Genomic DNA, 24,851 nt, shown 5'->3' on the forward strand with positions numbered 1-24,851 from the left:
GGAGCAGGTTGGTGTTCTCTCAGTGCCGACGGTGGCGTTTCAGACCGTGAGTGACAGCCAGACGTCCGGCGGAATCTGCGGCTTGCCCGGCACCGGCCGGCGTTCCTCGGCCCAGGCGTCGCCCACCGCCTCGGTGGCGACCCGCCGCCAGAACCTCGCCGCTCCGGGGTTCTCCTCCTGGAACGGAATCTCCCACTTGCCGGGGTGCAGACGGAGCAGGCGGAGCGCGACGGCGTGCCCCACACCACGGCGGCGTACCGCCCGCACGACGAAGAACTCGCCCATCAGCCGGCGGTCGTCCTTCAGGCCGCGCACCAGCGCGAACCCGGCCGGTCCGCGGTCGTGCAGAACGAGGTAGCCACACCGGTCCGGGTCGTCGAAGTAGTCGGGGACCCGGGTCCACGTGAACAGGCCCGCGGCGTCGGGCATCGTGCCGCGGAACTCCGACAGGTCGTGCGCGTACAGCTGCCACAGCCGGTCGATCGTGGGCCGGTCCTCGTCCGTCATCCGGCGCAGCGTGATGGAGGTGTCGTTCACCGGCTCACCATACGGAAGCTTCCGCGGTCGTGTGCACGGCGGCACTGACGTGGTGTCGGTGGTCGCTGCTATACCGAGTCCTCCATGGTTCGCCGGCCATGGATCTCCTGCCGACCACGGAGGAAGCGATGAACGAACGGCCGGGTACGCCGACCACCGAAGGGCATTCCGTCGAGTGGGCGCTCGCCGTGCTCGGGCGTGACCTTCCGCCAGGGCTCGGCCGGGTGCGCCGCCATCGCCGCCTGGCCGGGGGCGCGTCCGGTTCGGCCGTCCACCTGCTGTCTGTGGACGGCGAGCGGGAGGTCGTGCTCAAGGTGAGCACCGGTGGTGCTCGTGCCCGCCGGGAGTTCGGCTTCTACCGCGAGGTGGCGGCCTTGCTGCCGGTGCGCACACCGCCGTTGCTCGCCGGCGCCGAGACGGACGACGGGCAGACCGTGCTGCTGCTCACGAACGCGCGCCCCGCGCCGCCGCCGGACCGATGGTCCGCACGCGACTGGGAGCGGGCGGCGGCCCAACTCGGCGCCCTGCATCGGCCGGAGGTCGCCGAGAGCGTCAGCGGGTTCGGCTGGCTGAGCCGCGCCGAAAGAGACGGATCCGCCGCGGCTGCCCATACCGCCCGTGCAGCCTGGCGGCGGCTGGGCCACGAGTCTCTCGCCCGACCGCTGCTCGACCGGGACGGCGAGTTCGGCAACGCGCTGTCCCGGTTGCCGACCTGTCTGTGCCACGGAGACTGGCATGTCGACAACCTCCTGCTCGACGCCGACGACGAGTTCGTGTGGATCGACTGGCAGGAGGCCGGCCTGGACCGTGGGCCGGGAGACCTGGCGCTGTTGTGGCAGCGTGCGGAGTTCGATGGGGCTCATCCACCGAGGGAGGCGATGTTCGCCGCCTACGCGAAGGCACGGGGGATCCCGCTCGACGCGACCCTTCGGGCGGCCACGGTGGCGGCGGAGATCCGGATGATTCTCTACGGCTGGCCCGACCACCTGCGAGCCGTCGACCCGGCCCGACGCGACATCGTCCTCGGCCGGCTGGCCAGGCTCGCCGCCGAGTGGGAGACCCTGGGACGTGCCCCGGTCACGGCGACGGCGGTACGCGACGGCTGAGGGCGCGTACCTCCGGAAAGCTCGTCGACCGGGAGGCGGTGAGCAGCGGCCGGGCGGAACCATGCACCGCATGGTCGAGGAACGCCACCAGGTAGGCGTTCTGCACGGTCAGCGCGCGGTGCCCGTCGATAGGCCCCAGGGCCAGGAGAGCGCGCAGCGGACGTGCGAGGTAGTACGCCCCGTAGTCGGTGAAGTTGAAGTGCCGCGCGCCGGTGATCGAGTAGGCGTACTCCTCACCCGTGCCGGCCCTCAGCAGGGAGCGCGCGACCGCGAGGTCGCCGCGGTCCTGGTCGCTCGTTGCCGAGCAGGTCCCGGTGACGCAGGAGTTCTCGCTGCCGAGGATCATCAGCGGTGCCCGCAGCCCGGCGTGTACGACAGGGCCGAACTCCTTGCCGTCGAGGTCGACCGCCCCCGCGCAGGCGATGTCGGTTCGGCAGGCCTCCAGCGACGCCGCTCCGCCGAAGGAGTGCCCGACGTAGGCGACCCGGCCGGCGTCCACGTGCCCGCGAAGGTCGACCTGTCCGCCGGACCTGTCGAGGGCAGCCACACGGCGAGCGGCGAACCTCGCGTCGGCAGCCCACACGGCGACGATCCGGTTCGCCTCGGCGGTGGCCCGGGCCGAGGTGCCCTCCAGGTCGTTCGGGTTGCCCGCGTCGGTCGCTTCCACTGCCCGGCCGTGCACGACGCTGTGGTTCGCGCTGTAGGTCGGCGTGACACCCGCGACGAGGTAGCCGTGGCTCGCGAGGTTCTCCGCGATCGCGGTGTACTGCGGCGCGGCGAAGCCGAGGCCGGGCTCGAGCACCACCACCGGGAATCTCCCGTTCGCGACCGGGACGCCTTCCCGCGCGTGGGTCCGGAGCTTGTCGAAGCTGCTCTCGGCCAGCCCGACGGGGCCCGGGAAGTGCAGTTGGCTCCACGCTCCTGGCGCGTAACCGGCGCGGTGCCCGCGCCTGGCGTCGGCCCGGGAGACGGGATACCACAGCCAGACCGACAGTTCGCGAGCCGTGCCGGGGCGTGGTGCGAGCGGGTCGGTCCGCCCGGCGTCGGTCCAGTCGTACGCCACCCGCCCCACGGCGAACCTCCCGGTCGGCGAGGGCAGCGCCACCGGCCGGGAGCTACGGACCGCGACGTGACCGACGTACCCGGCGCAGAGCACCACCACCGCGAGGGCCGCTACGAGCACGACGGTGAGCATGCGCCGCATCAGGCCATGTCGGCGTCGCGCCGCTCGGCGGGTCACGGCTCGACCGTCAGGGCCAGTACGTGCGCGGCCCGGTGGGGCGGAGGGGCCGGGAGGCGTACGTGCAGGTCCGGCCCGGACCAGGCGTGGTCGAGATCGGCGTCGGTGCCGAGCAACCGGATCCGGCGACGGCCGGCCAGAGCCGCGAGGTCCCGGACCACGATGTTGTCCCCGAGCGACTCGGTGAGCAGGATGGCGTAAACGGTGTCGCCGGTGCCGTTTCCGTCACCGGGACCGGGATCGACCCGGTGGGTGAGTCGCACCCGCTGCCCGTCTCCGGTCGTCGTCTCCGGTCGCGTCCACGACCTCGTGCCGTAGATCGCCTCGCCGTGCACCTTCAGCCACGCGCCGAGTTCCCGCAGCGGTCGCTGCTGGGACGCCGGAATCCGGCCCTGCCCGTCCGGTCCGACATTGATCAGCAGGTTGCCGCCGAGGCTCGCCACCTCGGCCAGCAGACACACGAGGTCGGTGCCGGTGAGCAGGTCCCCGGCCGGCTCCTCGGCGTTGTAGCCGAACGACCTGCCGATGCCGCGGGTGAGCTCCCAGGCCGAGGTGACGGGTGTCCGCGGTACGTCGTACTCGTGGGTCCGGATGTCGTGGTGGAACGTTGGCGTCGGGGGGGTGATCTTCCTGCCGCCACGTGCCGCGGCCTTCAACGCCGCGCTGACGAACGCCAGATACAGCGCTCGAAACACCTTGTTTCGTGACGTGCTCGCTTGTGTCCAGCGGTCGTTGACAAGGCCGTCGCCCACCCGGTCGTAGTAGAACGCGAAGATCTCGTGCGGATCCGGGTCGGCCGGCCAGCCCATGTCGTTCCACAGGATCGAAGGTTGGTACGCCTCGATCAGTTCTCGCCAGTGGGCGGCGGCGTAGCGGCCGTAGTCACGGCCGAGGCTCTGCGCTCGCATCAGGTCGGTCATGGTCCGGATCGGCCGGTCGGTGAACGTCCAGTCGATTCCGCCCGCGTAGTAGAGACCCATCCGCAAACCGCGCGCCCGCACCGCGGCGGTGAGGTCGCCGACGAGATCCCGGTCGGCATGGAAGTTGGCCGGCATGTGCGGGTTGGGCACAATGGTGGGCCACAGCGGATAGCCGTCCAGGTGCCTGGTCACCATCACCGCATACCGCGCGCCGGCCTCGGTGAAGAGCTCGGCCCAGGCGTCGAAGTCGGCCCGGGTCGCGCCCTCGTCGAACTGCCGACGGAAGTCGAAGTAGGAATGGTCGCTGCCGTAGGTGCGTTCGTGGTGGCGCGCCGTCGGGGAGCCGGGCACCCGCAGCGAGTTGAGATACCACTCCGCGTAGGGAATGCGCCCGGCGGTGTCCCTGCCCGCCGTGAGGTCGCGCATGAAGTCGGCGAAGTCGCCGCTCGTGGGGTCGGCATAGGCAGGCACGGAGTACAGCCCCCAGTGCACGAAGATGCCGAGCTTCGCGTCCTGGTACCACGACGGGACTGGGCGTGCATCGAGAGATCGCTTGTCCGCTTGGAAGTTCACCGAGTTCCGTCCGGTCGTCAGCGAGTCGCCGGTCCGGCGGTCGCGCGGTTGACGAGCTGTCGCAGCTCGCGGGCGTAGGCGTCCAGGTCGAGGTCGGGTCGCCGGGCGTACGCGTCGACCACGGCGTTGCGCAGGGACAGTACGAACACCGCCAGCACGGCCGGGTCGAACTCCCCGAACTCGCCGCTGCGCTGACCCTCGCGGAGTAGCTGCTCCAGGCCGGCCAGGTCCGCTCCGGTCCGGCCACGGTCGGCCGGCGCGATGCGTCGGACCAGCGATGCGGAGCGGGCGATCTCCACCATCGACACCAGGTGACTTCGGTTCGTGCGGAGGAACTCGATGTTGGCGTCCAGGAAGGCGTTCAGGGTGCCCCTGGCGGTGGTCTGTGCCGCCACCTTCGGGCGTACGACGTCGGCGAACCTCGCCTGGATCATCCGGAGAACCTCCGCCGTCAGGTCGTCCTTGCCGGCGAAGTGGTAGGAGATCAGCCGGGTGCTGCTGAGCCCGGCGCGGTCGGCGATGCGGGCGAAAGACGCCCCGGCGTAGCCGAGGTCGGCGATCGTCTCGATCGCGGCGTCCACGATCTGTGCCCGCCGGGCGGCGTTGGTGAACGTCGCCCGGTCCCGCTCTCGACGGTCCTCGTCGTCAGCGGCGGGACCGCGATTTACCTGCACGAGTAAAAGCTAACACGCCTGAGTACGCCTACCTGCCCGACGAATCCTGGTGTCACCCGCGGTCGACATCGAGGTCGCGGAGGCTGTGCCGGAACGACAGTTGGCGCCCGTCGTCGCGGGTGTTCCCGTCGCGGCGCCAGCCCGTCGCCTCGTAGAACGCCTGGCCGCGGGCGTATCCGGTGACCGTCCACAGCACCGCCTCGCGGTATCCGGACTCCGCCAGCGCCCGGAGAGCTGTGCGCATCAGTGCGGTCCCGACGCCGCCGCGCCAGTGGGTTGGGTCGACGGCGATCGTGTCGAGTTCGCCGAGCTTCGGGTCGATCGGGTCACGGCTGGGACCGACACCCACCAGCCCGACGATCCGAGGAGGGCCGTGCGTGTCCTCGGTGGTTTCCGCGACCCACCAGCGGTTACGGCCACTCGTGAGGTCGTTCTCCCAGCGCCGGATCCGGGCCTCGTCCAGCCTGATCGTGCCCATCAGGTCACCGAACCCGGCGTTCCACGACTCGACGTAGATCCGCGTCACCCGCTCCGCGTCCGTTCCGCGCGCCTCGCGTATGCCGATCGCCATGAGGTCAGTCTGCCGGGCTTCCGATTCGGTGGCTCGCCTCAGGGCCGGGAGGGGCGCACACTGAACGCATGCCGAACCCGCGCATCCCGAGGCGCACCCTGTTGCTGGCAGGTGCGGCCGCCGTGGTGGTGGTTCCCGCCGTTGGAGTCACCACCGCGGCGGCCGGAGACGCACGTGACCGGGCGAGGAGCGCGCGGCACTACCCGGAGCTGGGGCTCGACCTTGTGCCCGCACCGGCTGGAACCGTTCCCACACTGTCCGCGAGTGCGGCCGTTCACGCGTACGAGCACCGCCAGGGTCGCGCGACCTGGCAGCCTCCCCGGCGCCCGCGCACCGAGGTGATGCTCGCCAGTACGACCGGTTCGGTCGACCTTCGCGGGCCGGGTGAGCCTCCGGCCGGTCCGTTGGACAACCGGCTGGTGTGGGTGCTCACCTGGCGCGACGTCGACGCGGAGGTGCACGGCCCGGCCACTCTCTCCAGGGCCGAACGCGAAGCCGTCCGGCAGCGGCTGCGGTTCGACGGCACCGCTGTCGTGGACGCCACCACGGGCGAGGTTCTCGTCGTCTTCGAGGAAGGGCACGACCGGGGTCGGCCGGTCTGATCGAGGGCGATGACCTTCACGGGCGGGAGATCGGCGTGTTACCTGTCGGACACAGGTGACCCCGAAAGTGGTTTCGCATCCCCTCCCTCGAAGGAGCGCCATGCCACCCACTCCACCGACCGACGTCGAGTTGGACATGCTGATCCGCGCCCGGCTCGCGTCGCTGGGAATCGACCTCGACCAGCTTCCGGCCGGCACCGGCACGGACCCGCAGACCGGCGCACCCGGCCGGGACGCCGCACTGGCGTCGTTGCGTTCGTTCGTCCGGGGAACCGTCGGAACGCTCGCCGGCTACCAGCTTCCGGCGCCGGCGGGTACCGCCGCAGACACTGCGGACGCACTGTCGCAGCAGCACGCGCCGATGCTCTATCCCTCGATCAGCACGGAATGGCGGCAGTGATGGTCAACGAACCCGTCGACCGGCGCGTGGACCGCCGGGCGTTCCTCGCCCGCTCCGCAGCCCTGGCCGCGGCCGGCGCCGCCGGTGCGGTGGGCGCGGTCGCCCTGCCCCCGGCCGCCGGCGCGGCGACAGCCACCGCGACGGCAGCCACCGGGGTGACAGCCTTGACGCGCGGGCCCGGTGGGCGCGACCCGAACCTCGACCAGCCGAACGCCTACGTCCGCCCGCGCCCGCAGGCGCTGGCCGACCCGACCGAACTCACCCTGGCCGAGGCGGCCTGGATGATCAGGGAACGACGGCTCACCCCGGAACGACTCCTCGAGGCCTACCTCGCCCGGATCGGCACCTACGACTCGACCTACCAGGCGTTCAACGTGGTCCTGGTCAGCCAGGCGATGGCGGCCGCGCGGGCGGCGGGAAGTTCGCGCCATCTGGGCCCGCTGCACGGCATTCCACTGGCCATCAAGGACAACTACTACACGCGAGGCGTACCCACGACGGCGAACTCCTTCCTGTTCGAGGACTTCGTTCCGCCGTACGACGCCACCCCGGTGGCCCGGCTGACCGGGAACGGCGCGATCCTGCTGGGCAAGACCCAGATGGGCCCGCTGGCGACCACCAGGGCGACCACTCCCGCCGGCGTGGTCACCACGGTGAACGCCTGGGCGCCGGCCAATCCGCGCGTCGACCCAGGCGGCTCCTCCACCGGCACCGCGACCGCCGTCGCCGGGCGGATGGCGACGTCGGGTACGGGCACCCAGACCGGTGGCTCCATCACCGCACCGTCGAACGCACAGAACCTCACCGGCCTCAAGCCGACCATGGGCAGGGTGTCGCTGCACGGCATCATCCCGCTCACCTACACCCGCGACCACCCCGGACCGCTGGCGCGCGACGCGAAGGACGCGGCGATCATGCTCACCGCGATGGCGGGGGAGGACCCGCAGGACCCGCGTACACAGGGACTTCCGCCGGTGCCCGACCTGATCACCGCCGCCAGTCCGGTGCGGAGCGGAGGCAAGGTGAGCTTGCGGTGGCAGACGAGGATCGGCGTCCTTCCCGGTTTCGCGGACGGGAGTTCGGAGACGGCGCAGGCGCGCAAGGCGTACTTGACGAAGCTGGCATCGGTCCCAGGGGCACGACTGGTGGACGTGCCGTTCCCCGACGAGTGGGATCTGCTCACCGGCTCGGAGTTCAACAACGTCCGGCTGCCCGAACGCAGCGAGCCGTTCATGCCCTATCTGCGCGAGGACCTGCGCGGATTCGGGGTGTCGGTGCTGGGCTGGCTGCAGGGCGCGCTGCTCGGCGGGAACGAGTTCCTCACCGGCCAGCGGGCCAAACTGCTGTTGCTGGAACGCGTTCTGGACCAGATCTTCGACCGCTGTGACGTGGTGGTGCAGACCGGTCCGGTGCCGTTCGACATCCTCGGGCTGCCCGAGATCGCGTTCCCGATCGGGTTCACCGCAGCAGGCTTGCCGATCGGGACCATCCTCGGCGGCCTGCCCTACGGCGAGGAACGCTTGTTGTCGGTCGCTGCGGCCTACCAGGCGGTCACCGACTGGCACTGGCGGCGGCCGGCGGATCCGCCGGTGCCGACCGCGGACGCCCGCCGCGGTGAAGCCCTGTCCGGCCGGGGTACCGTCCGGGCCGGCGCAGCAGATCCGGCGCGGGGCCGGCTGAGTGCCGACGAGGTGGCCGCCACCATGCAGTAGGCCGCCATGCGGTAGGCAGTCATGCAGGAGAACGCCCGGCAGCAGACGTCATCCACGAGGGATCGACAACTCGCCCTCGACGACCTCGGTGGCCACCTCCGTGAGCTTGCGGCGGTGGCCGCGGGCGTATCCGCGCAGGGTGGTGAACGCCGCCGCGACGTCGACGCGGTGACGTTCGGCGATCACACCCTTGGCCTGTTCGATGACGATGCGGCTGTTCAGCGCGGTCTGCAGTTGGGTGACCAGGACGTCGTTGTGGCGTACGGCGCGTTCCTGCAGGATGCCGATGGTGGCGATGTCGGCCAGCGCCTGGCCGATCCGCAGTTCGTCGGACTCCAGCGGACCGGCCTGTTCGTTGAAGAGGTTCAACGCGCCGATCGTCTCGTCCCGCAGCCGCAGCGGGACCGCGTGCACGGCGTGGTAGCCGGCGGCGGACGCCTGCTCGGCGAACCGCGGCCACCTGCTCTCCCCGGCCAGGTCGGGAACGACCACCTGCCTGCTCGTACGAAAACAGTCCATGCACGGGCCCTGCTCGGCCTGCAGCTGGAACAGCTCCAGCAGGCGGGCCTGCGCGCTCGAGGACGACACGAGATGGAGCCTGCCTCGGTGGTCGGACAGCATCAGCCCGGCGGCGTCGACCGGAAGCAGGTGGACGCACTCGTCTGTCAGCCGGTGGAGCAGGTCGATGACGTCGTAGTCGTCGACGAGGGAGTCGGCGAGAGTCACCAGGACCTCGGCAAGCTCGCGTGCTCGGCTGCGATCCCCGTCACTCACGGCGTTGACACCCCCTCGGAGTTCTGTTTCGTCATGGCGTTTCTCCTGCAAACCGAAGTCGTCGCGCGACCACGTCGCGGGCCACCTCGTCGATGGGACGCTCGTTGGCGAAGGCGTACGCCCGCAGCATGGCCAGGGCCTGCGCGGCGGACACGCCGGCCTGCGCGAGGATCACGCCGGTCGCCTGATGGATCTCCGCTCGGTGAAGGGGGAGGTCGGTGATCCCGTACATCGCCTCGGCTTCGTGGGCGGGCAGTCCCTCTGGATACTCTTCTCGTCGGTCGAGCAGTGTCCACATGGCCGCGTCGGCCATCCGCAGCGCGTTCGTCAGGGCCTTCAGCGGCAGTTCGCCGGGCGCGAGGCTGTAGAGGTCCATCACGCCGACCTTGATCGCGCCGAGTTGCAGCGGGAGGACGTACAGGCCGCGGGCCGCTGTGCGCTGGGCGTGCAGGGAGAAGACCGGCCAGCGGCGGTCGACCCTCTCCTGCAGGTCGGGGATGAGTACTGGGTGGCCGGACGCGAAGGCCTCCATGCACGGCCCCTCGCCGAGGGTGAACTGCAGCTCGTCGATGCGACCGGCGACCTCGTCGCTGGCGCAGATCGGCTCCTGGCGATCAAGACCGGTCATCATCGTGATGGCCGCGCCGTCGATCGGTAATGCAGCGACGCCCGCCCGGCACACCCGAAGCGGCGCCCCGTCGCCACCTTCGGCGACGATGGACGCCAGGGCGTCGCCCAGCGGGTCGTCAGCCATCGCCGACGTCCAGGTCGATCTGCGGGCCGACGTCCGAGTCGACTGGCGGGCAGCCTGCTCGGCGGGTGTGAACGAGTGGCTGCCGGCTCATGCATCGCCCTTCTCCCCGCGGCAGGAACGGGGCCGCTCTCGTCGGTCCCCCGCAGGTCGAACCGACGCACCGATGCAGTGACGGTCTCCGGTGTTGTCTCCGGTGTCACAGCGTACGCAGGTCCTGGTTTGACACAAGCCACAGTCGTACGACGTCGCGGCCGAACGACCAGACCAGCGACGCGAGGGCCAGCGCCACCAAAGTGGTGGCGGCTGCCCGGGGAAGCAGACCGGAGCCCGCGACCAGGAGCGCGACGCCCTGGTACACCCCGACCAGTTTGCGGGCCTGGCTCGGTGGCAGCGGTCCGCGCAACCACGGCGCCGCCCAGGACGCGGCGACGAACACGTATCGCAGGCAGCCGATCGCCACCACCCAGCCGCCGAGCAGCGCCGCTACGAACCCACTCAGCACCAGGACGAGGAATGCGTCGACCTCGATGTCGAACCGCCCGCCGAGTTCGGAGGAGGTGCCGGTGGCCCGTGCGACCCGGCCGTCGACGGTGTCCAGGACGAGAGCCACGGCGGCGAAGGCCACGAGCGCGGCCGGTGCGGTCCGGCCGAGGTTGTCGGCCGCCAGTGCGGTCACCGGCGCGATGAGGACCACGCGGACGAGGGTCACGGCGTTGGCCGGCCCGAACCTTTCGGTCCGCGGACGCCGGAACGCCACGGACAGCACGCCCCAGCTCACGACCGCATAGGTCGTTCCGGTGAGCAGGCCGGGTACGCCCAGCCCGACGGTGGCCCACAGGCAGGCCAGCAGGGCGAGCTCGGCCGCCGTACCCGCGGTCAGTTCCCATCGAAACACGGTCGGGGAGTCCAGTCGGTGAGTGCGTCGGTGTCGACGTCGCCCAGCCAGTCACGGAAGGCCGGGTAAAGCGCGGCGAGCATCGGGTCGGCGTGGTCGGATCCGGGCACGTCACCAGAGCCTAGTAGCGCCCGCGTCGGGAACCGGCCTTCCGGTCCCGGACTGAGAAGCCCGCCGCGGCCGGTGTCAGCGCTACGTTGACGCGGCAGACATCGCGAAGATCAGGGTCAGGTCGAACAGGGTCCGAGCGGTGTTCGGGTCACCGACGAGGAAGGTTCGCGTTCATGGGTCTGGAGTCGTTCGAGCTCGGTGGTCGGGTCGCCCTGATCACCGGCGGGAACCGCGGTCTGGGGCTGGTGATGGCCAGGGCGCTGGCCGGCGCCGGCGCGGACGTCGCCGTCCTCAGCCGGCAGCAGGCCCAGGCGGAGAAGGCGGCGGCCGACATCGGTCAGGAGACCGGGCGGCGCACGCTGGGCATCGGCGCCGACGTCACCAAGGCCGCCGACGTGAACGACGCCGTGGCCGCGGTGGTCGCGGAGTTCGGGCACCTGGACATCCTGGTCAACAACGCAGGGGTCAACATCCGCAAACCGGTGGAGGAGTTCGACGAGGAGAGCTGGGACCTCGTGCAGGCCACCAACCTCAAGGCTCCCTACCTGTGCGCCCGGGCGGTCTCCCCGCACATGAAGGCGCAGGGGTACGGGCGGGTGATCAACGTGGGTTCCATGCTCGGGGTGTCCGCGCTGCCCGACCGTACGGCGTACTGCTCCAGCAAGGCCGCGGTCATGCAGCTGACCAAGGTACTCGCGCTGGAGTGGGCCGGCCACGGCATCACCGTGAACGCGTTGTGCCCGGGGCCGTTCGCCACCGACCTCAACATCCCGGTGATCGAGAACCCCGAGACCAACAAGTACTTCGTCGACCGGATCCCGTTGGGACGTTGGGGAAACCCGGAGGAGCTCGCCGGGGCGGCGATCTTCCTGGCCTCGGCGGCGTCGAGTTTCATGACCGGTTCGACGCTGGTCGTCGACGGCGGCTGGACCGCCCAGTGAGTGCCGCACCGAACACGTCCGCGCCGCTTCGGGTCGGCCTGTCGGTCTACGGAACGACCTACAGCATGGGCCTGCACCCCAGGGCCGGGCGGCCGCCGGTCACCGCACGGGACGTGATGGACCAGGCGGTCCGGTTCGGCCTGGCGGGAGTGGAGTTGCCGGCCACGATGCTCGCCGGCAGTTCCCGAACAGCTCCGGGCACCCTTCGCGAGCCCGGCGAGACCCCCGACCGCGCCGGGCACGCAGGGGACACGGCCCGCGACGACAGCCCCGAGGCGCTCGGAGAGTACGCCCGCGAGCGTGGCTTGTTCGTCACCGTCGACACCGCCGGGTTCGACCCGGAGGCGCTGGGCCGGGTGTTCGAGCTGGCCGTACGGGTCGGCTCGCCGGTGGTGCGTACCGTCGTCGGCGGCGCGAAGATCGGCGGCGACCGGCGCCCGCTCGCCGGCCGCTGGCAAGCGTTCCTTGACGACGTGACGACCAAGCTGCACGCCGCCACCGAGCTCGCCGAGCAGGCCGGCGTCACCCTGGCCGTGGAGAACCACCAGGACCTCGCGTCGGAGGAACTCCTCGGCCTGTGCGAGTCGATCGGCTCGGCCCACTTCGGGATCAACCTCGACACCGGCAACCCGCTGGCCACAGCGGAGGAGCCGATCGACTACTTCCGGCGGGTCGCCCCGTACGTGAAGAACGTGCACCTGAAGGACTACTGGACCTGGCTCAGCGAGGAGGGCTACCGCCTGGTCAGGTGCCCGCTCGGCCAGGGGCTGACCGACTTCCCGGCCCTGCTCGGCCTGCTCGCCGAGCACGCGCCCGGGGTGAGCATGGCGATCGAGTTGGGTGCGCTGGAGGCCCGCCACATCCGCGTTCTGGCGGCCGACTTCTGGCCGGACTACCCGCCACGGACGTCCGCGCAACTGGCGCAGGCGCTGGGCGTCGTCCAGGCGAACGCCCGGCCCTCGGGTGGTGACTGGCGTACGCCGTTCGAGCGCGGCGAGTCCGTCGAGGAGATCGTCGCCTACGAGGAACGCCAACTGCTGCAGAGCATCGCCTACGTCCGAACCCTGCAGGACTGGCACGGAGGGCGGGCATGACGGCCGAACAGGCGCACCAGGACCAGGAGCAGGACCTGGCCGGAAGGGCGGCACTCGTGACGGGTTCGAGCCGCGGGCTCGGCCGGCACTATGCGCTGCACCTCGCCCGGCGCGGCGCGGACGTCGTCATCCACGACGTCGACGACCGGGCGGCGGCGGAGTTCGGCGAGGCGGAGTCCGGTGAGGCGGTCGCCGCGGAGGTACGCGCGCTCGGCCGCCGGTCGGCGTTCGTCACCGCGGACCTGACCGACCCGGCCGCCGCCGAACGGCTGGTGGCGACGACCGTCGAAACCCTCGGCCGGCTGGACATCCTGGTGAACAACGCCGGCGGTGACATCGGCGCCACCGGTCCGCGCCCGGACCCAAACGACGCCCTCGACATCGATCCCGACGACATCCGCGCGGTCGTCGAACGCAACGTGCTCACCACGATGTACACCTGCAAGTTCGCCGGACAGCACATGCGGGACCGGCGTACGGGCAAGATCGTCAACGTGGGTTCGGTCGCCGGGCACATCCCCGCCCGCAACGGCATCATCTACGCCGCGGCGAAGGCGGCCAACTCCCACTACACCCGCTGCCTGGCCGAGGAGCTTCGCCCGTTCGACGTCAACGTCAACTGCATCTCGCCCGCGCCGACGTACACCGGGCGGTTCCTCGCCACCAGGAACGTCGCGGACCAGAGCGACCGGTCGCGACTGCAACAGGTCGCCCAGCCCGGCGACATGGCCGCGATCGTGTTGTTCCTGGTGAGTTCGGCCTCCGATCACCTCACCGGGGAGACGATCGTCTGCTGGTGACCGGCCTCGGGGTCCCCGCCGATGTCCCCGCCGATGTCAGCGCCGATGTCAGCGCCGAGGTCACGCCCACGGCCGGCCCGCAGTGACGCGAGTACGCCGGCGGCCACCCCCGCCACGACGACGGCCGCCGCGGCGCCGGTCAGCGCGTCCGGGTGCACGATCGACTGTCCGCGCAGCGCCTGCCAGGTGAGCAGTGCGAGCACCGCGACGTACGCCGAAACCGTCACCACGAGCAGCCGCAACCTGACGGCGGGCGCCCGCAGCGCAGGCAGGCCACGGGCCAGGAACTCCAGCACCAGTGCGGCGAGCGGGATCAGTTGCAGTGCGTGCATGCCGACGAAGTGCGGGATCCGCAGGTCGCCGCCGACGGTGCTCCAGCCCAGCAACGGAAGCCCGGGTCCGCCGTCGGCGAGCCCGACGGTGTGCGCGCCGGCGATGTCGGCGTCCGTCGCGATCTGTTCGGCAGTCGGTATCACCATCAGGAAGCCGAGCGCCATCCCGAGCAGGGCGAGGATCCCGCCGGCCCGAACGGCCAGGGTGCGGGCGCGGTCCGGGCCGGGATTGCGGAACAGGATCACGCACACGACCAGCGTGGCCACCCACACGAACCCGATCGAGATGCCCATCGACCGCCACAGTGCGGCGTTCAGCGGGGTGGTCTCGTTGAAGTGGCTCGTCGTACCGCGGAGCACCTGGCCGACGATGACCACCATCTCCGCCACCAGTCCGACGGCCGCGACGGTCCCCATCCACCACGCGGTCCGGCGCAGGCGGCGAAGCTGGGCGATCAGCCACGCCCAGGTGACCGAGTAGATCAGGATCGAGAGCGCGAACTTCGTCGGCTTGGCCCAGATCGGCATGCCGGTGAGGACGCGGTGGTCGGCGAACAGGCCGACGACGCCAACGACGGCGACGGCCGCCATGGCCACGGCGAGCGTCATCAGCGGGCGGTGCCAGGCGAACGCCTGGGCGAACGTCACCCCGGCGAGGCGGTCGCGGCGTTCGGGTTGTCCGCGGCGGTCGGGTGTCGAGGTCGGCGGCAGGGGTGGTTCGGGTACGGCGGTCATGGAGTTCCCCCGGTTCGGATGGTGGGCGGTCAGCGCGGTGGTGTTCGGTAGCGGTTGCCGGATACGTGTTCCTGCGCGAGCCGGCGCAGGGCGGCGAGAAGCGCGTCGCCGAGGACGGTGCCGACCAGGGCGGTCTCGACGAGTTCGTCCTCGTCCTCGATGCCGGTGACGACGTCGAGGTCTGTCTCGGCGGCGACCTCGGCCGCCTCGGCGTAGCGGTCGAGTGCTGCGATCGCCCGGTGCTGGCCCAGGCGGTCGAGCCGGGTGAGCACGTCGGCGGCAGCGGTCCTGGCCGGGCTCGTCCTCTCGATGCGCCAGCCGCGGCGTTCGAGCAGGTCGTCGACCGTCTTCGCCGCCTGGACGTGTTCCTCGCCGGTCCGGTCGGCTCGGTCGGTCTTGTCGGCCCCGGCGCCCGCCTGGAGGTCGCCGAGCGAACCGATGGTGGCGCCGAGCTTCTGGCGGACCGTCCTGTCCGGGTCGTCGATCACCGAGAGCACGGCACGGGTGGTGGCGATGGACATGCCGCCCACGTCGGTCAGTGCGCGGATCAGGGTCAGCCGCCGAACGTGGGACTGGTCGTAGCTGGCCTGGTTGGGCGGGGTGAGGTGCCCGGCGGGGAGCAGGCCCTCGCGCAGGTAGTACTTGATCGTGGCGACCGGGACCCCGCTCACTCGGCTCAGCTCTGCCATCCGCATACGGATAGCGTAACTATCCGATAGTGCCACTGCCCATAGTTTTCCGAAATTACTTCGGGGGCCGGCCCGGTGTCATTCCTCCGCGAGCGCGTCGCGTCGCCGGCGGGCGGTGGTGGCGGCGCGACTGGCCCTGGTGAGGGCGCGTTCCAGCGAGCCGGTCCGGTGCTCGGCTCGCTCGAGTTCGGCCCGCGCCTTCTCCAGCTCGTCGGTCAGGCGTTCGACCGCGGTCCGCATGTCCTCGACGTGATGCTCGTTGGCGTCGAGTTCGGCCTCGGCCTGCGCCCTGGCCTCCTCGGCTTCGGCCAGCTCCGCCTCGGCCCGTTCCAGCTTCTCGCGGGCCTCCTTGCGCCGGCGTTCCTCCGCGCGCTTGTCGGCCTGGGTACGTTTGCGTGCCGGAGCCTGCTTCTTCGTGGTCTTCTTCCCGGTCGCCCGGCGCTCCCGGGCGGTACTGATCGGAGTCACCTCGGCCGGCTCGCCGGACTCGTCCACGACGCCGAATCCCACGTGCCGGAGCGCGCTGGTCAGCCGGCCCGTACGCAGCAGTCCCGCGGCGTCGGCGTCGACCGAGGCGGCGTCGAGGGTCTCCGCGAGCCGGTCGCCCACGGTGTCGGTGACCTTGTGCCCGGACTTCTTCGCGAGCTCGCGCGCCGCCCGGCCGAGGTCGCGGACGAGCGAGATCCGCTGCGAGGTGAGCTCGCGCATCCGGTCGCCGTCGCGGGACGCGTGCGCGTCCCGCAGGTCGTCACCGAGCTGGACGAGCTCGTCGACGCGGTCCTCCTCGGCGCGGACGAGCTGGTTGGCGAGCCACGCGGCGAGTGTGGGCTTCTTCAGCTCCCTGATCGCCTTGCTCGCCGCGGCGTCGCCGTCGGCCCTGGCCCGGTCGGCCAGCTTGTTGCGGGCCGAGGTGAAGTCCCCCGGTGGCAGGCTGTACAGCTCCCACGCCGCTTCGTCGAGGTCCACCCCCTCATCATGACGCGTACGACGACGTGCAGGTGGACACGAACGACAACGGCGTGGTGGCCACGGCGTCGAGGAGGGACACCGGCCGGTTCCGGTCTCGCGGCCCCGGAGGCCATGGCGCACGGCAAGCTGACGACCGGATCATGGACAGGGTGCGTCGTGGACCTGCCGGCAGGTGTCCACTCACGGGACGTCGACGACGTGCTGTGCTGCCGAACCACGAGTACACCACCTGAGCGTCCGACGAGGAAGGGACCCCGCGCGATGAGAAGCGAACCCGAACGCTGGCGGGCCGACTACGCGCGCGACGGTTACCTCGTCGTCGAGGACTGTCTCGACAAGGAGACGTTGACAGCGCTGCGGGCAGGCGTGGACCGGATCGTCGACGACCCCGACAGCCTGCCGGCACACCTGCGCGCCCACGTGCAGCTGGAACGCGAGTACGTCCGGCCCGACGTCGCCGAGGACCGCGACGTCACCCGGCTCGGCCGGGCGGTGCGGCTGGTGATGGAACTGCCGGTGTTCGAGCCGGTGTTCGCCGAGCTCATCCGCTACGAGCCGCTGCTGGACGTCCTGCAGGCGCTGTTCGGCAGCACGGAGTTCCACTTCCACAACTACAAATGCGTCAACAAGGCCCCGGGCGCGAGTGGTGCCTTCGTCTGGCACCGCGACCTTCCGTACCTGTACCACTCCACCCCGAACCTGCTCACCGCGATGCTGTGCCTGGACGACATGACCGAGGACAACGGCGCCACGGTCGTCCTGCCCGGCAGCCACCTGCTCGCCGACGAGACCGTCGCGGTGGGCGACCAGGACATCCGCGAGGACGACCTGCCGCCCGACCTCGAACGACGTACCGTCACCTGCCCGGCCGGCTCAGCGGTGATCTTCCATGTCAACCTGCTGCACGGCGGCGGAGCCAACACCTCGACCACGCCTCGGCGCAACGTCATCGGCATCTGGGCGGGGCCGGACACCTACCCGACCGGCGCGGCCCGCTACGCCTACCAGGGCCTGTATCCGCGCAGCGTGGATCCCGCCCGGCAGCGGCAGCTGCGGATGGCACTGGGCGACAGCGCATCCGACGCCGGGCTCGGGGTGGGGCTCAGCCGGCCCCGAGCAGCGGCAGGCACGGGGTGAGGCCCTCGATCGTGACCGGAACCATGCGGTGGCGTTACCAGTCGGCGCGTGTCAACCGCAGCCTGCGCTCGACGCTGAGCTCACCTCGGACCGCGTGCCGCTTCGTGCCGTCGTCTATGTAGCCGAGCCTGCGGGACACCGCGTACGAACTCGCGTTGTGGTCGAACGCCGCCGACACGGCCTCCTCCGCGCCGAGCCCGGTGAACGCCAGATCGAGCACGGCCGCGCGCATCTCGGTGCCGATGCGCTTGCCCTGGTGAGTGCGGCCCAGCCAGGAGCCGGTGCTGACCGTCCTGGTGACGGCGAAGTCGGAGGCACCGATGGTCTGCTGCCCCACGACCTCACCGTCGCGGAAGACGCTGAGATTGAGCTGCCAGGCCTGCGGTGTCCAGCCACCGAGCCGCAGCCAGTGGTGCTGGATCACCCCGCGCGCGACCTCGGCCGGCGGCCGGTCGGTCCACGGCACGAGGAACGGCATGACGGCCGGGTCGTGGATGCCGGCCGCAGCCACGTCGGCGAGGTCGGCGAGCTCCTCCGGCGTGGGCAGCCGAAGCTCGAGCCGGGGGGTCGTGAGGCGCAAACCTACCAGGGGGAAGTGGTCGACGAGCATCCCTCAATCCTGGCCGCCGAACGATCGGCACGGCATCCGCTTTCCGCATACGCGCCGTCCTCGTCCGGCCACCGTCCGACCGGTCGCGGTGGTGAGGCGGCGATGGCAAGGACGCGCCTTCGCGGGCGGGTATATTCGGCGGGGATCGGTGTGCTGAACCCAGGGATGTGGGCATGGCGGAGTACGACGGACGCGGCGTCCACGGGCACACCGTCGAGGTGATCGGCCGCCGGATCCTCACCGGGGAGATCGCCGAGGGCGCGACCATCGACGGCGGCGCCCTGGAGTCCGAGCTCGGCATCAGCCGCACCGTCGTCCGCGAGGCGTTCCGGGTGCTGGGTGCCAAGGGCCTGGTCACCGCCCGGCAGAAGCGGGGGACCTATGTCCGGCCGCGCGCCGACTGGAACCTCCTCGACGCCGACATCCTGCGCTGGCAGTTCGCCGGCCGCTCCGACGTCGCGTTCTTCTCCAACCTGCAGGAGATCCGCGGCATCGTCGAGCCCGCGGGCGCCCGGCTCGCTGCCGAGCGCCGCACCGACGAGGATCTGGCCGCCCTGGACGCGGCGCTGGCCGCGATGGTGGCTGCCGGTGACGACCCGGAAGCGATGACCAGGGCGGACCTGGCCTTCCACCGCGCCCTGCTGGCGGCGGCCCACAACGAACTCCTGGAACGCATGGAGGTCGTCATCGAGGTGGGCCTGTCCGTCCGCGACCGGCACATGCACGGGTCCGGCGCCGCGGAGGACTCCGTGCCGGTGCACCGGTCGGTGCTGGCCGCGGTCCGGCGGGGGAGTCCGGCGCGCGCGGAGCGGGAGATGCGCGCCCTGCTCACCCGCGCGGGGGACGACCTGTCCCATCTCCGGCGTACGCGCAGGGGAGCCTGACCGGCCGCCGCCCCGCGCCGCCCTGGAGACCGCGCCCACGCCTCAGCGGATTCCCGCGCTGCCCGCGCCGAGGTTGACCTCGTAGATGTGTTTCTGGCTGAAGAAGTAGACCGCGACCATCGGCAGGGTGAGGAAGAGGGCGCCCACCATCACCAGGTTGTACGGCGGGGTCTGCGCGTTGGTGGAGGTGCCGGACAGGAACTGCACGCCGAGTGCCAACGGGTACTTGCTCTCGGTGTTGAGGTAGATCAGCGGGCCGAAGAACGAACCCCACGACGCCGAGAAGCTGAACACCCCGACCGCCACGATCACCGGCCGCATCAGCGGCAGCACGATCCGCGCGAAGATCCCGAAGTGGCCGAGGCCGTCGACCTGTGCGGCCTCGTCGAGTTCGCGCGGGATCCGGGTGATGAACTGCCGCATCAGGAAGATGTTGTACGCGCCGCCGAAGAGGTTCGGCACTATCAGCGGCAGGAGCGTGTCGATCCAGCCCAGTCCGCGGAAGAGCACGAACTGCGGGATGATCGTCACCTCCATCGGGACCATCATCGTGGACAGCAGCACCACGAACAGCGCCGACCGCCCGGGGGCCCGCAGCCGGGCGAAGGCGTAGGCCACCATCGCGCTGACGAACATCTGCCCCAGGCAGGCGAACGTCACGATGACCAGGCTGTTGAGGATCCACCGGGCCATGTCGGCGTCGGAGCCCAGCACCCGCACGAAGTTGTCGAAGTGGAACTCCCGCGGCAGCAGGGTGAACGCCGCCTTCTGCACGGTCACGTCGGAGGACAGCGCGATCGACACCATGAACACGAACGGCGCGGACAGCACCGCGGACACGACGGTGAGGACGCCGTACGACACCGCAGCCTCGCGTCGGCCGTGACTGCCGACCGGTCGGCTGCGCCGTTCCTGGTGCGTCTCCTCCGCGAGGGCGGTTTCCGCCAGCGGCGGCGCGGTCATCGGCGTACCTCCGACTCGTAGAAGACCCAGCGCGAGGACGACCGGAACACCACCGCCGTGCAGATCATGATGACCGCGAACAGCAGCCAGGACAGAGCCGAGGCGTATCCCATCCGGTAGTTCTTGAAGCCCTCCTCGAAGATGTACGGCACGAGCGTCTCGCTGGCGTTGTTCGGCCCGCCGCCGGTGAGGATGTAGACCTGGCTGAACACCTGGAACGCGCCGATCAGCCCCATCACGACGTTGAACAGGATGACCGGCGACAGCATCGGAAGCACGATGCGGAAGAACCGCTGCCGCGGGCCGGCGCCGTCGATGGTGGCGGCCTCGAGGAGTTCGGCCGGGATGCCCTGCATGGTCGCCAGCAGCAGGACGACGCCGGTGCCCACGCCCCACAGGGACATCAGCACCAGCGCCGGTATGACCCAGGCCTCCTCCAGCAGCCACGCCGGGCCGTGTACGCCGACCAGCCCGAGCGCGCGGTTGACCAGGCCGGCGTCGGGAGCGAGCACCCAGCCGAACAACATCGCACTCGCCACCAGCGGCACCAGCGCCGGGAGGTAGACGATCGTCCGGTAGACCCGCATGCCCGGTACCGGCTTGTTCAGCAGGGCCGCGAGCGCCACCGAGACCACGGTCGACAGCGGGACGGCGACGAACGTGTAGTACGCGGTGTTGCGCAGCACCTTCCAGAACAACGGGTCCTGGGCGAACATCCGCACGTAGTTGGCCAGGCCCACCCACCGGGGCGGGGTCAGCAGGTCGTAGTCGGTCAGGCTCAGGTAGGCGGAGGCGAGCAGTGGCCCGGCGAGAAACACGACGAACCCGAACAGCCAGGGCGAGACCATCACGTAGAACCACACTGCCTCGCGGCGGCGTTGCGTCCACCGCGGACGGAAGGTGGTGTCGGTGTCTACCGAATCCCCCACCGAGAGCTCAGCCGCCCTGCTTCATGACCGGCCCGAGCCGCTGCTGGATCGTGGCCAGCGCCTTCTCGGGCGTGACCTTGTTGTTCATCATCAGCTCGATGTTGTCGGTGAAGACCTTGAGCATCTCGTTCCACTGCGGGGTGAGCGGTGGCACGAAGATCGCGTCGGCGGAGTCGGCGAACGCGTTCATGTTGACGTCCCGCTTTGCCCACTTGGGCTTGAGGAACGCGTCGCTGCGCTGGACGAGCACGTTGGCCGGCGCGTCCTCTGCGTTGTCGATGATCGGCCGCTGGCCCTCCTCGCCGGCCATGAACTCGATCACCTTCCACGCGTCGGCCGCATGCTTGGAGCTGCGGGAGACCGCGAGGCCGTTGAAGAAGGCACTGGTCGCGGGCTGCTTGCCGTGCCAGAGCGGGGAGATGTCCCAGTCGAGTCCCTTGACGCTGTTGGCTGCGGAGATGTTCCAGAACCCGGTGATCTCCATGGCAAGCTTGCCCTGCGCGAAGAGCTGGTCGGGTCCCACACCCTGGCCGTAGTTGGCGAAGTCTCGGGGCGTGGGGGAGACCTTCTCCTTCCAGGCAAGGTCGTTGTACCACTTCATGGCCGCGACGTTCTCGGGCGTGTTCACCACCGGCGCGCCCTTGTCGTCCAGGATCCGGCCGCCGTTCTGGTACATGAACGTCATCCAGTACGGCCACCAGGAGATGGTGGCGAAGCCCCACTGCTTCACCTTGCCGTTCTCGCGGACGGTGAGCTTGCGCGAGGCGGCCAGCAGGTCGGCCCAGGACCAGTCGGCGGTGGGATAGCCGACGCCGGCCTGGTCGAACAGCTTCTTGTTGTAGTAGAGAACCATCGCGCCGGAACGGTCCGGGATGGCGTACTGGCGATCGTCGTACTGGAAGATCTTCGGCACCGTCGGCCCGAACATCTTCGTCAGGTCCAGCTTGCTCGCCTTCACCTTGTCGTCCAGCGGCAGGATCTGGTTCTTGCTCGCGAACGCCGACGTCTGCTCGGCGAGTTCGAGGATGTCCGGGCCCTTGCCGCCGGCGATGGCGGTGGAGATCTTCTGCGAGTAGTCCTCGCCGCCCGGCGCCATCTGGAGCTTCACGGTGATGTTGGGGTACTTCTTGTGTGCCAGTGCGAGCCGGTGCTCGTAGACCTTCTTGTCGACGTCGCCGCCCCACGCGCTCATGGTCAGCTGCACCGGTCCGGCGGACGGCTTGTCCTCGCCGGACGAACCACAGGCGGCGATCACGGGGATGGTCGCGACCGTGCAGGCGAGAGCGACCGCGACCGAACGCAGCTTCCTGGCAGAGGGCATAGGGGTGCCTACCGATCCGTGTGACGGCCGATTGTGTGAGCGCCAATGGGCGAGCACACATTAAGTCATATTTCATCCTCCTGTAAACGGCCTGCCGCAGACCGTCCTGATGTGGAAACGGAGTGGCCGGTCAGGCGTCGGAGCCGGTCTGGCGGCTGATCTCCCAGTGGTGGCCGAACGGGTCGGCGACCCGGCCCACCCGCCAGCCGTGGTCCTCGTGCATCTCGGCGATCGTGGTGGCGCCGGCGGCGACCGCCTGGCCGAAGAGCCGGTCCGGGTCGGCGACGGTGAGGATCATCCGCACCGGTCCGCCGGACCCGTGCGGGATGCTCGCCGTGGGACTGTTCTCGGGGTCGTCCTGGACCCAGAACGCCGCGCCGTCCACCTCCAGCCGTGCGACCACCGGCCGGCCGTCCTCGTCGTCGAGCCGGTAGGCCTCGGCCGCACCGAACGCGGCTCGGTAGAAGTCCACCGCTGCCTGCCCGTCGCGTACGGACAGCCACGGCGCGATCGAGGTGCGGGTGGGTGTGGCGCCGGCGTTCTCGGTGCTCATCGTGTACGCCCTTTCCGGAGCGGGACGCGCGGTTGGGCGTCGCCTACGGGTTTCCGGCTGCTCGACGCAGCCATGCGGCCGGGTCGTCTTCCCCGAGATCATGCCGGGCCGCGGCGTACGCCGGGCCGAGATCGGCGTCGGGGTCGTCGAAGGTGAGACTCATTCCGGCCCAGCCCAGGATGCTGTGCACCCACGTAAGACGAAGGTCCTGCAGGTGACGGTCGTCCAGGCCGCCAGGCGCCCAACCATCGACGAACGCCTCCACGAGAGGTGTCGGGTCTGCCGCGCCGAACCTCAGGAGTACCTCCAACGCGGTGGCCGCCTGGGAGCAGGGCGGCGCCGCGCCGAGACTGGGCCAGTCGATCAGCAGGAACGATCCGTCCTGGGCGCGGAGCAGTTCGCCACCCCACCCGCCGAACGAGGTGGGCGGCCGCCGGATGTGTTCCCGGACCCGATCGACGAACTCGCGTACCCACCGCGGACAGTCCGGGCGGGCGACGAGGTTGTCGTAATGGGGTCTCCACCACCGCGTCGCCATCTCGATCGTGCGTTCCGGACTGTTGGCCCGCGGCACGCTGCGCCAGTCCAGGCCCTCGACTCGTCGCGTGCAGTCACCGAACCAGCGGGCCAACTCGACCGCACGCGGGCGGTCGTCCGCCCACATCCGCGCCATCGCCTGGTTGGCCCGAGGTGGAGGGGTCAGCTCGGCGGTGACATGGAAGTCGTACTCCGAGCCCGGCAGATCCTCGCTGGTGTACTCGAACTCCAGCACCTCCCGAACACCCATGGACCGCATGGCTGGGAACGCTCCCACCTCACGCCACACCGCGGGGTTCCCGGATATCCCGAGCTTGAGCACCCGCGCCCGCCGTCCGGACGTGAACGTCACCCGGAAGACGTCGGCGTCATCGGACGGGATCCACTCCACGTCCTTGACGTCGCCGTAGAGGGCACGAACAATCTCGCGGGCACCCGCCTCGTTCGGCGTACGCTGCCATCGACCAGCCACCGGCGCACCGTACCAACACTGACCACCGCGCGATCACAACGAACTCCTCAGGTGGCTCCAGGGTGCCCGGGTGGAGGACGGCGAGAGTGAGGCGCGGCCGGGTTGTGCCGGTGAGCGGGCGGAGGTGCTGCGCCGCACGCAGGTGCGGGACGAGCGGGTGTTCGGCTCACGGGAGGTGGTACGCGAGCGCTACGCAGCGCGCTACCTGCCCGGCCAGGAGTTGTACCGCGCGCAGGCCCGGCCGCTGGACCCGGCCGACGTCGTACGCGACCTGACCGATCCGCTGCGGCCCACGGTCCTGCGCCGGCCGGATCGAAGCTGACCTCCGCCGTTCCCCGCCGGTGTTAGGGTCCGCTCGTGGTCTCCTCGGCTCAGCTGGTCACCTTCGGGTTGGCGTCGTTCGTGTTGATCGTGATCCCCGGTCCGAGCGTGTTGTTCGTGATCGGCCGGGCTCTGGCCTACGGCCGCCGGACCGCGCTGGCGTCGGTGGTCGGCAACGCCGTCGGGGTGTACGTCGTGGCCGCTTGCGTCGCGCTGGGAGTGGGAGCGCTGGTGCAGCGGTCCGAGGCGGTCTTCGCGGCGCTCAAGTACGCCGGTGCGGCCTACCTCGTCTGGCTGGGGATTCAGGCGTTCCGTCACCGGCGTTCGCTTGCCGAGGCCTTCGCCGCGGTCGAGCCCCCGCGCAGCGGCTGGCGGGCGGCACGAGAGGGCTTCGTCGTCGGGGTGGCGAACCCGAAGGCGTTCGTCATCTTCGCCGCCGTGCTGCCGCAGTTCGTCGACCGGCAGGCGGGCGCGGTCCCGGCGCAGATGCTGGTGCTGAGCCTGGTGTCGTTCGCCACCGCGATGGTCTCCGACAGCGCGTGGGCCGTCGCCGCGAGCGCGGTCCGGTCGTGGTTCGGCCGGTCACCCCGGCGCCTCGAACTCGTCGGCGGTGTCGGCGGCCTGTCGATGATGGGGCTGGGGCTGTCGATGGCGGTGTCCGGCCGCAAGGACTGAACTTCCGAGGCGCCGGCGCG

Annotated in this window: 29 protein-coding genes; 11 read left to right on the forward strand and 18 right to left on the reverse strand. The window is 70.6% G+C overall.

What is annotated here, in order from left to right; translation table 11 throughout:
- Positions 1-39: 39 nt before the first annotated feature.
- A complete protein-coding gene (locus tag BLU27_RS12710; RefSeq protein WP_241827935.1) occupies positions 40-537 on the reverse strand; it encodes a GNAT family N-acetyltransferase in 498 nt (165 codons plus the stop codon).
- 128 nt (positions 538-665) lie between these two features.
- Here BLU27_RS12710 and BLU27_RS12715 point away from each other — a divergent pair, with 128 nt between their 5' ends.
- A complete protein-coding gene (locus BLU27_RS12715) occupies positions 666-1,643 on the forward strand; it encodes a phosphotransferase family protein (protein ID WP_157728502.1) in 978 nt (325 codons plus the stop codon).
- Here the strand turns inward: BLU27_RS12715 and BLU27_RS12720 are convergent.
- Genes BLU27_RS12720 through BLU27_RS12735 form a run of 4 tightly spaced genes read right to left on the reverse strand, consistent with a single transcriptional unit; the run spans position 1,615 to position 5,621 of the window.
- Complete coding sequence (locus BLU27_RS12720) at positions 1,615-2,838, reverse strand: alpha/beta hydrolase (protein ID WP_197681820.1); 1,224 nt, start codon at positions 2,836-2,838, stop codon at positions 1,615-1,617. The two genes, BLU27_RS12715 and BLU27_RS12720, sit on opposite strands and share 29 nt — an antisense overlap.
- Before the next feature lie 41 nt (positions 2,839-2,879).
- Positions 2,880-4,376: an alpha-L-fucosidase gene (locus tag BLU27_RS12725; RefSeq protein WP_172804947.1), complete on the reverse strand. Its 1,497-nt coding sequence runs from the start codon at positions 4,374-4,376 to the stop codon at positions 2,880-2,882.
- Positions 4,377-4,393: 17 nt separating this feature from the next.
- Positions 4,394-5,050, reverse strand: a complete 657-nt coding sequence (locus tag BLU27_RS12730; RefSeq protein ID WP_092653552.1) for a TetR/AcrR family transcriptional regulator — start codon at positions 5,048-5,050, stop codon at positions 4,394-4,396.
- A gap of 52 nt (positions 5,051-5,102) precedes the next feature.
- Positions 5,103-5,621, reverse strand: coding sequence for a GNAT family N-acetyltransferase (locus BLU27_RS12735; RefSeq protein WP_092653554.1), 519 nt, complete (start codon positions 5,619-5,621; stop codon positions 5,103-5,105).
- A 68-nt stretch (positions 5,622-5,689) separates the two neighbouring features.
- On the opposite strand from BLU27_RS12735, the gene BLU27_RS12740 reads away from it, so the two are divergent.
- From BLU27_RS12740 to BLU27_RS12750, 3 genes are all read left to right on the forward strand, one after another.
- Entirely contained in the window at positions 5,690-6,223 is a 534-nt protein-coding gene (locus BLU27_RS12740) for a hypothetical protein (RefSeq protein WP_092653556.1), read from the forward strand.
- 100 nt (positions 6,224-6,323) lie between these two features.
- A complete protein-coding gene (locus tag BLU27_RS12745) occupies positions 6,324-6,623 on the forward strand; it encodes a hypothetical protein (RefSeq protein WP_092653558.1) in 300 nt (99 codons plus the stop codon).
- Positions 6,623-8,335 (forward strand): amidase, encoded by a 1,713-nt coding sequence (locus BLU27_RS12750; RefSeq protein ID WP_241827936.1) that lies wholly within the window; start codon positions 6,623-6,625, stop codon positions 8,333-8,335. Before BLU27_RS12745 ends, BLU27_RS12750 begins: the two co-directional genes overlap by 1 nt.
- A gap of 48 nt (positions 8,336-8,383) precedes the next feature.
- On the opposite strand, the gene BLU27_RS12755 is transcribed toward BLU27_RS12750, so the two are convergent.
- The 4 genes from BLU27_RS12755 to BLU27_RS30865 form a co-directional block, all read right to left on the reverse strand.
- Positions 8,384-9,109: a GAF and ANTAR domain-containing protein gene (locus BLU27_RS12755; RefSeq protein WP_092653562.1), complete on the reverse strand. Its 726-nt coding sequence runs from the start codon at positions 9,107-9,109 to the stop codon at positions 8,384-8,386.
- Between the two features lie 31 nt (positions 9,110-9,140).
- Complete coding sequence (locus tag BLU27_RS12760) at positions 9,141-9,863, reverse strand: GAF and ANTAR domain-containing protein (RefSeq protein ID WP_092653564.1); 723 nt, start codon at positions 9,861-9,863, stop codon at positions 9,141-9,143.
- Positions 9,864-10,059: 196 nt separating this feature from the next.
- Entirely contained in the window at positions 10,060-10,758 is a 699-nt protein-coding gene (locus BLU27_RS12765) for a CDP-alcohol phosphatidyltransferase family protein (RefSeq protein WP_197681821.1), read from the reverse strand.
- Positions 10,740-10,868, reverse strand: coding sequence for a hypothetical protein (locus BLU27_RS30865; protein ID WP_277869294.1), 129 nt, complete (start codon positions 10,866-10,868; stop codon positions 10,740-10,742). Before BLU27_RS30865 ends, BLU27_RS12765 begins: the two co-directional genes overlap by 19 nt.
- A gap of 174 nt (positions 10,869-11,042) precedes the next feature.
- Between BLU27_RS30865 and BLU27_RS12770 the strand changes: the two genes are divergently transcribed.
- The 3 genes from BLU27_RS12770 to BLU27_RS12780 are packed head-to-tail and all read left to right on the forward strand — an operon-like array spanning position 11,043 to position 13,704.
- On the forward strand, positions 11,043-11,810 hold the full coding sequence (locus tag BLU27_RS12770) for an SDR family NAD(P)-dependent oxidoreductase (RefSeq protein ID WP_092653566.1): 768 nt from the start codon (positions 11,043-11,045) through the stop codon (positions 11,808-11,810).
- The gene (locus tag BLU27_RS12775) at positions 11,807-12,904 is read left to right on the forward strand and encodes a sugar phosphate isomerase/epimerase family protein (RefSeq protein ID WP_241827937.1); all 1,098 of its coding nucleotides are present in this window, start codon (positions 11,807-11,809) and stop codon (positions 12,902-12,904) included. The genes BLU27_RS12770 and BLU27_RS12775 overlap by 4 nt, the downstream gene beginning before the upstream one ends.
- Positions 12,901-13,704, forward strand: coding sequence for an SDR family NAD(P)-dependent oxidoreductase (locus BLU27_RS12780; RefSeq protein ID WP_092653568.1), 804 nt, complete (start codon positions 12,901-12,903; stop codon positions 13,702-13,704). Before BLU27_RS12775 ends, BLU27_RS12780 begins: the two co-directional genes overlap by 4 nt.
- On the opposite strand, the gene BLU27_RS12785 is transcribed toward BLU27_RS12780, so the two are convergent.
- From BLU27_RS12785 to BLU27_RS29000, 3 genes are all read right to left on the reverse strand, one after another.
- Complete coding sequence (locus tag BLU27_RS12785; RefSeq protein ID WP_197681822.1) at positions 13,671-14,771, reverse strand: hypothetical protein; 1,101 nt, start codon at positions 14,769-14,771, stop codon at positions 13,671-13,673. The two genes, BLU27_RS12780 and BLU27_RS12785, sit on opposite strands and share 34 nt — an antisense overlap.
- Before the next feature lie 29 nt (positions 14,772-14,800).
- On the reverse strand, positions 14,801-15,466 hold the full coding sequence (locus BLU27_RS12790) for a MerR family transcriptional regulator (protein WP_092653570.1): 666 nt from the start codon (positions 15,464-15,466) through the stop codon (positions 14,801-14,803).
- Positions 15,467-15,538: 72 nt separating this feature from the next.
- Positions 15,539-16,426 (reverse strand): hypothetical protein, encoded by an 888-nt coding sequence (locus tag BLU27_RS29000; RefSeq protein ID WP_157728504.1) that lies wholly within the window; start codon positions 16,424-16,426, stop codon positions 15,539-15,541.
- A gap of 264 nt (positions 16,427-16,690) precedes the next feature.
- Between BLU27_RS29000 and BLU27_RS29005 the strand changes: the two genes are divergently transcribed.
- Complete coding sequence (locus BLU27_RS29005; RefSeq protein ID WP_157728505.1) at positions 16,691-17,566, forward strand: phytanoyl-CoA dioxygenase family protein; 876 nt, start codon at positions 16,691-16,693, stop codon at positions 17,564-17,566.
- Positions 17,567-17,600: 34 nt separating this feature from the next.
- Here the strand turns inward: BLU27_RS29005 and BLU27_RS12800 are convergent, their stop codons facing one another.
- On the reverse strand, positions 17,601-18,176 hold the full coding sequence (locus BLU27_RS12800; RefSeq protein WP_092653574.1) for a GNAT family N-acetyltransferase: 576 nt from the start codon (positions 18,174-18,176) through the stop codon (positions 17,601-17,603).
- Between the two features lie 173 nt (positions 18,177-18,349).
- Between BLU27_RS12800 and BLU27_RS30870 the strand changes: the two genes are divergently transcribed.
- Positions 18,350-19,060 (forward strand): FadR/GntR family transcriptional regulator, encoded by a 711-nt coding sequence (locus BLU27_RS30870; RefSeq protein ID WP_092653576.1) that lies wholly within the window; start codon positions 18,350-18,352, stop codon positions 19,058-19,060.
- Positions 19,061-19,102: 42 nt separating this feature from the next.
- Here BLU27_RS30870 and BLU27_RS12810 read toward each other — a convergent pair whose 3' ends face one another.
- The 5 genes from BLU27_RS12810 to BLU27_RS12830 all read right to left on the reverse strand — a co-directional run bounded on the left by BLU27_RS12810 (position 19,103) and on the right by BLU27_RS12830 (position 23,835).
- Positions 19,103-20,023 (reverse strand): carbohydrate ABC transporter permease, encoded by a 921-nt coding sequence (locus tag BLU27_RS12810; protein ID WP_092653578.1) that lies wholly within the window; start codon positions 20,021-20,023, stop codon positions 19,103-19,105.
- Positions 20,020-20,952, reverse strand: a complete 933-nt coding sequence (locus BLU27_RS12815) for a carbohydrate ABC transporter permease (RefSeq protein ID WP_241827938.1) — start codon at positions 20,950-20,952, stop codon at positions 20,020-20,022. The genes BLU27_RS12810 and BLU27_RS12815 overlap by 4 nt, the downstream gene beginning before the upstream one ends.
- Positions 20,953-20,959: 7 nt before the next feature.
- A complete protein-coding gene (locus BLU27_RS12820) occupies positions 20,960-22,273 on the reverse strand; it encodes an ABC transporter substrate-binding protein (RefSeq protein WP_092653580.1) in 1,314 nt (437 codons plus the stop codon).
- 130 nt (positions 22,274-22,403) lie between these two features.
- A complete protein-coding gene (locus BLU27_RS12825) occupies positions 22,404-22,826 on the reverse strand; it encodes a VOC family protein (RefSeq protein WP_092653582.1) in 423 nt (140 codons plus the stop codon).
- A 43-nt stretch (positions 22,827-22,869) separates the two neighbouring features.
- Positions 22,870-23,835, reverse strand: a complete 966-nt coding sequence (locus BLU27_RS12830; RefSeq protein ID WP_092653584.1) for a hypothetical protein — start codon at positions 23,833-23,835, stop codon at positions 22,870-22,872.
- 70 nt (positions 23,836-23,905) lie between these two features.
- Here BLU27_RS12830 and BLU27_RS12835 point away from each other — a divergent pair, with 70 nt between their 5' ends.
- Together BLU27_RS12835 and BLU27_RS12840 are read left to right on the forward strand one after the other, a co-directional pair.
- Complete coding sequence (locus tag BLU27_RS12835) at positions 23,906-24,157, forward strand: nucleoside/nucleotide kinase family protein (protein WP_092653586.1); 252 nt, start codon at positions 23,906-23,908, stop codon at positions 24,155-24,157.
- 35 nt (positions 24,158-24,192) lie between these two features.
- Positions 24,193-24,831 (forward strand): LysE family translocator, encoded by a 639-nt coding sequence (locus tag BLU27_RS12840; RefSeq protein WP_092653588.1) that lies wholly within the window; start codon positions 24,193-24,195, stop codon positions 24,829-24,831.
- The last annotated feature ends 20 nt before the right edge of the window (positions 24,832-24,851 follow it).

It is taken from the genome of Actinopolymorpha singaporensis (assembly GCF_900104745.1).
Lineage (GTDB): Bacteria > Actinomycetota > Actinomycetes > Propionibacteriales > Actinopolymorphaceae > Actinopolymorpha > Actinopolymorpha singaporensis.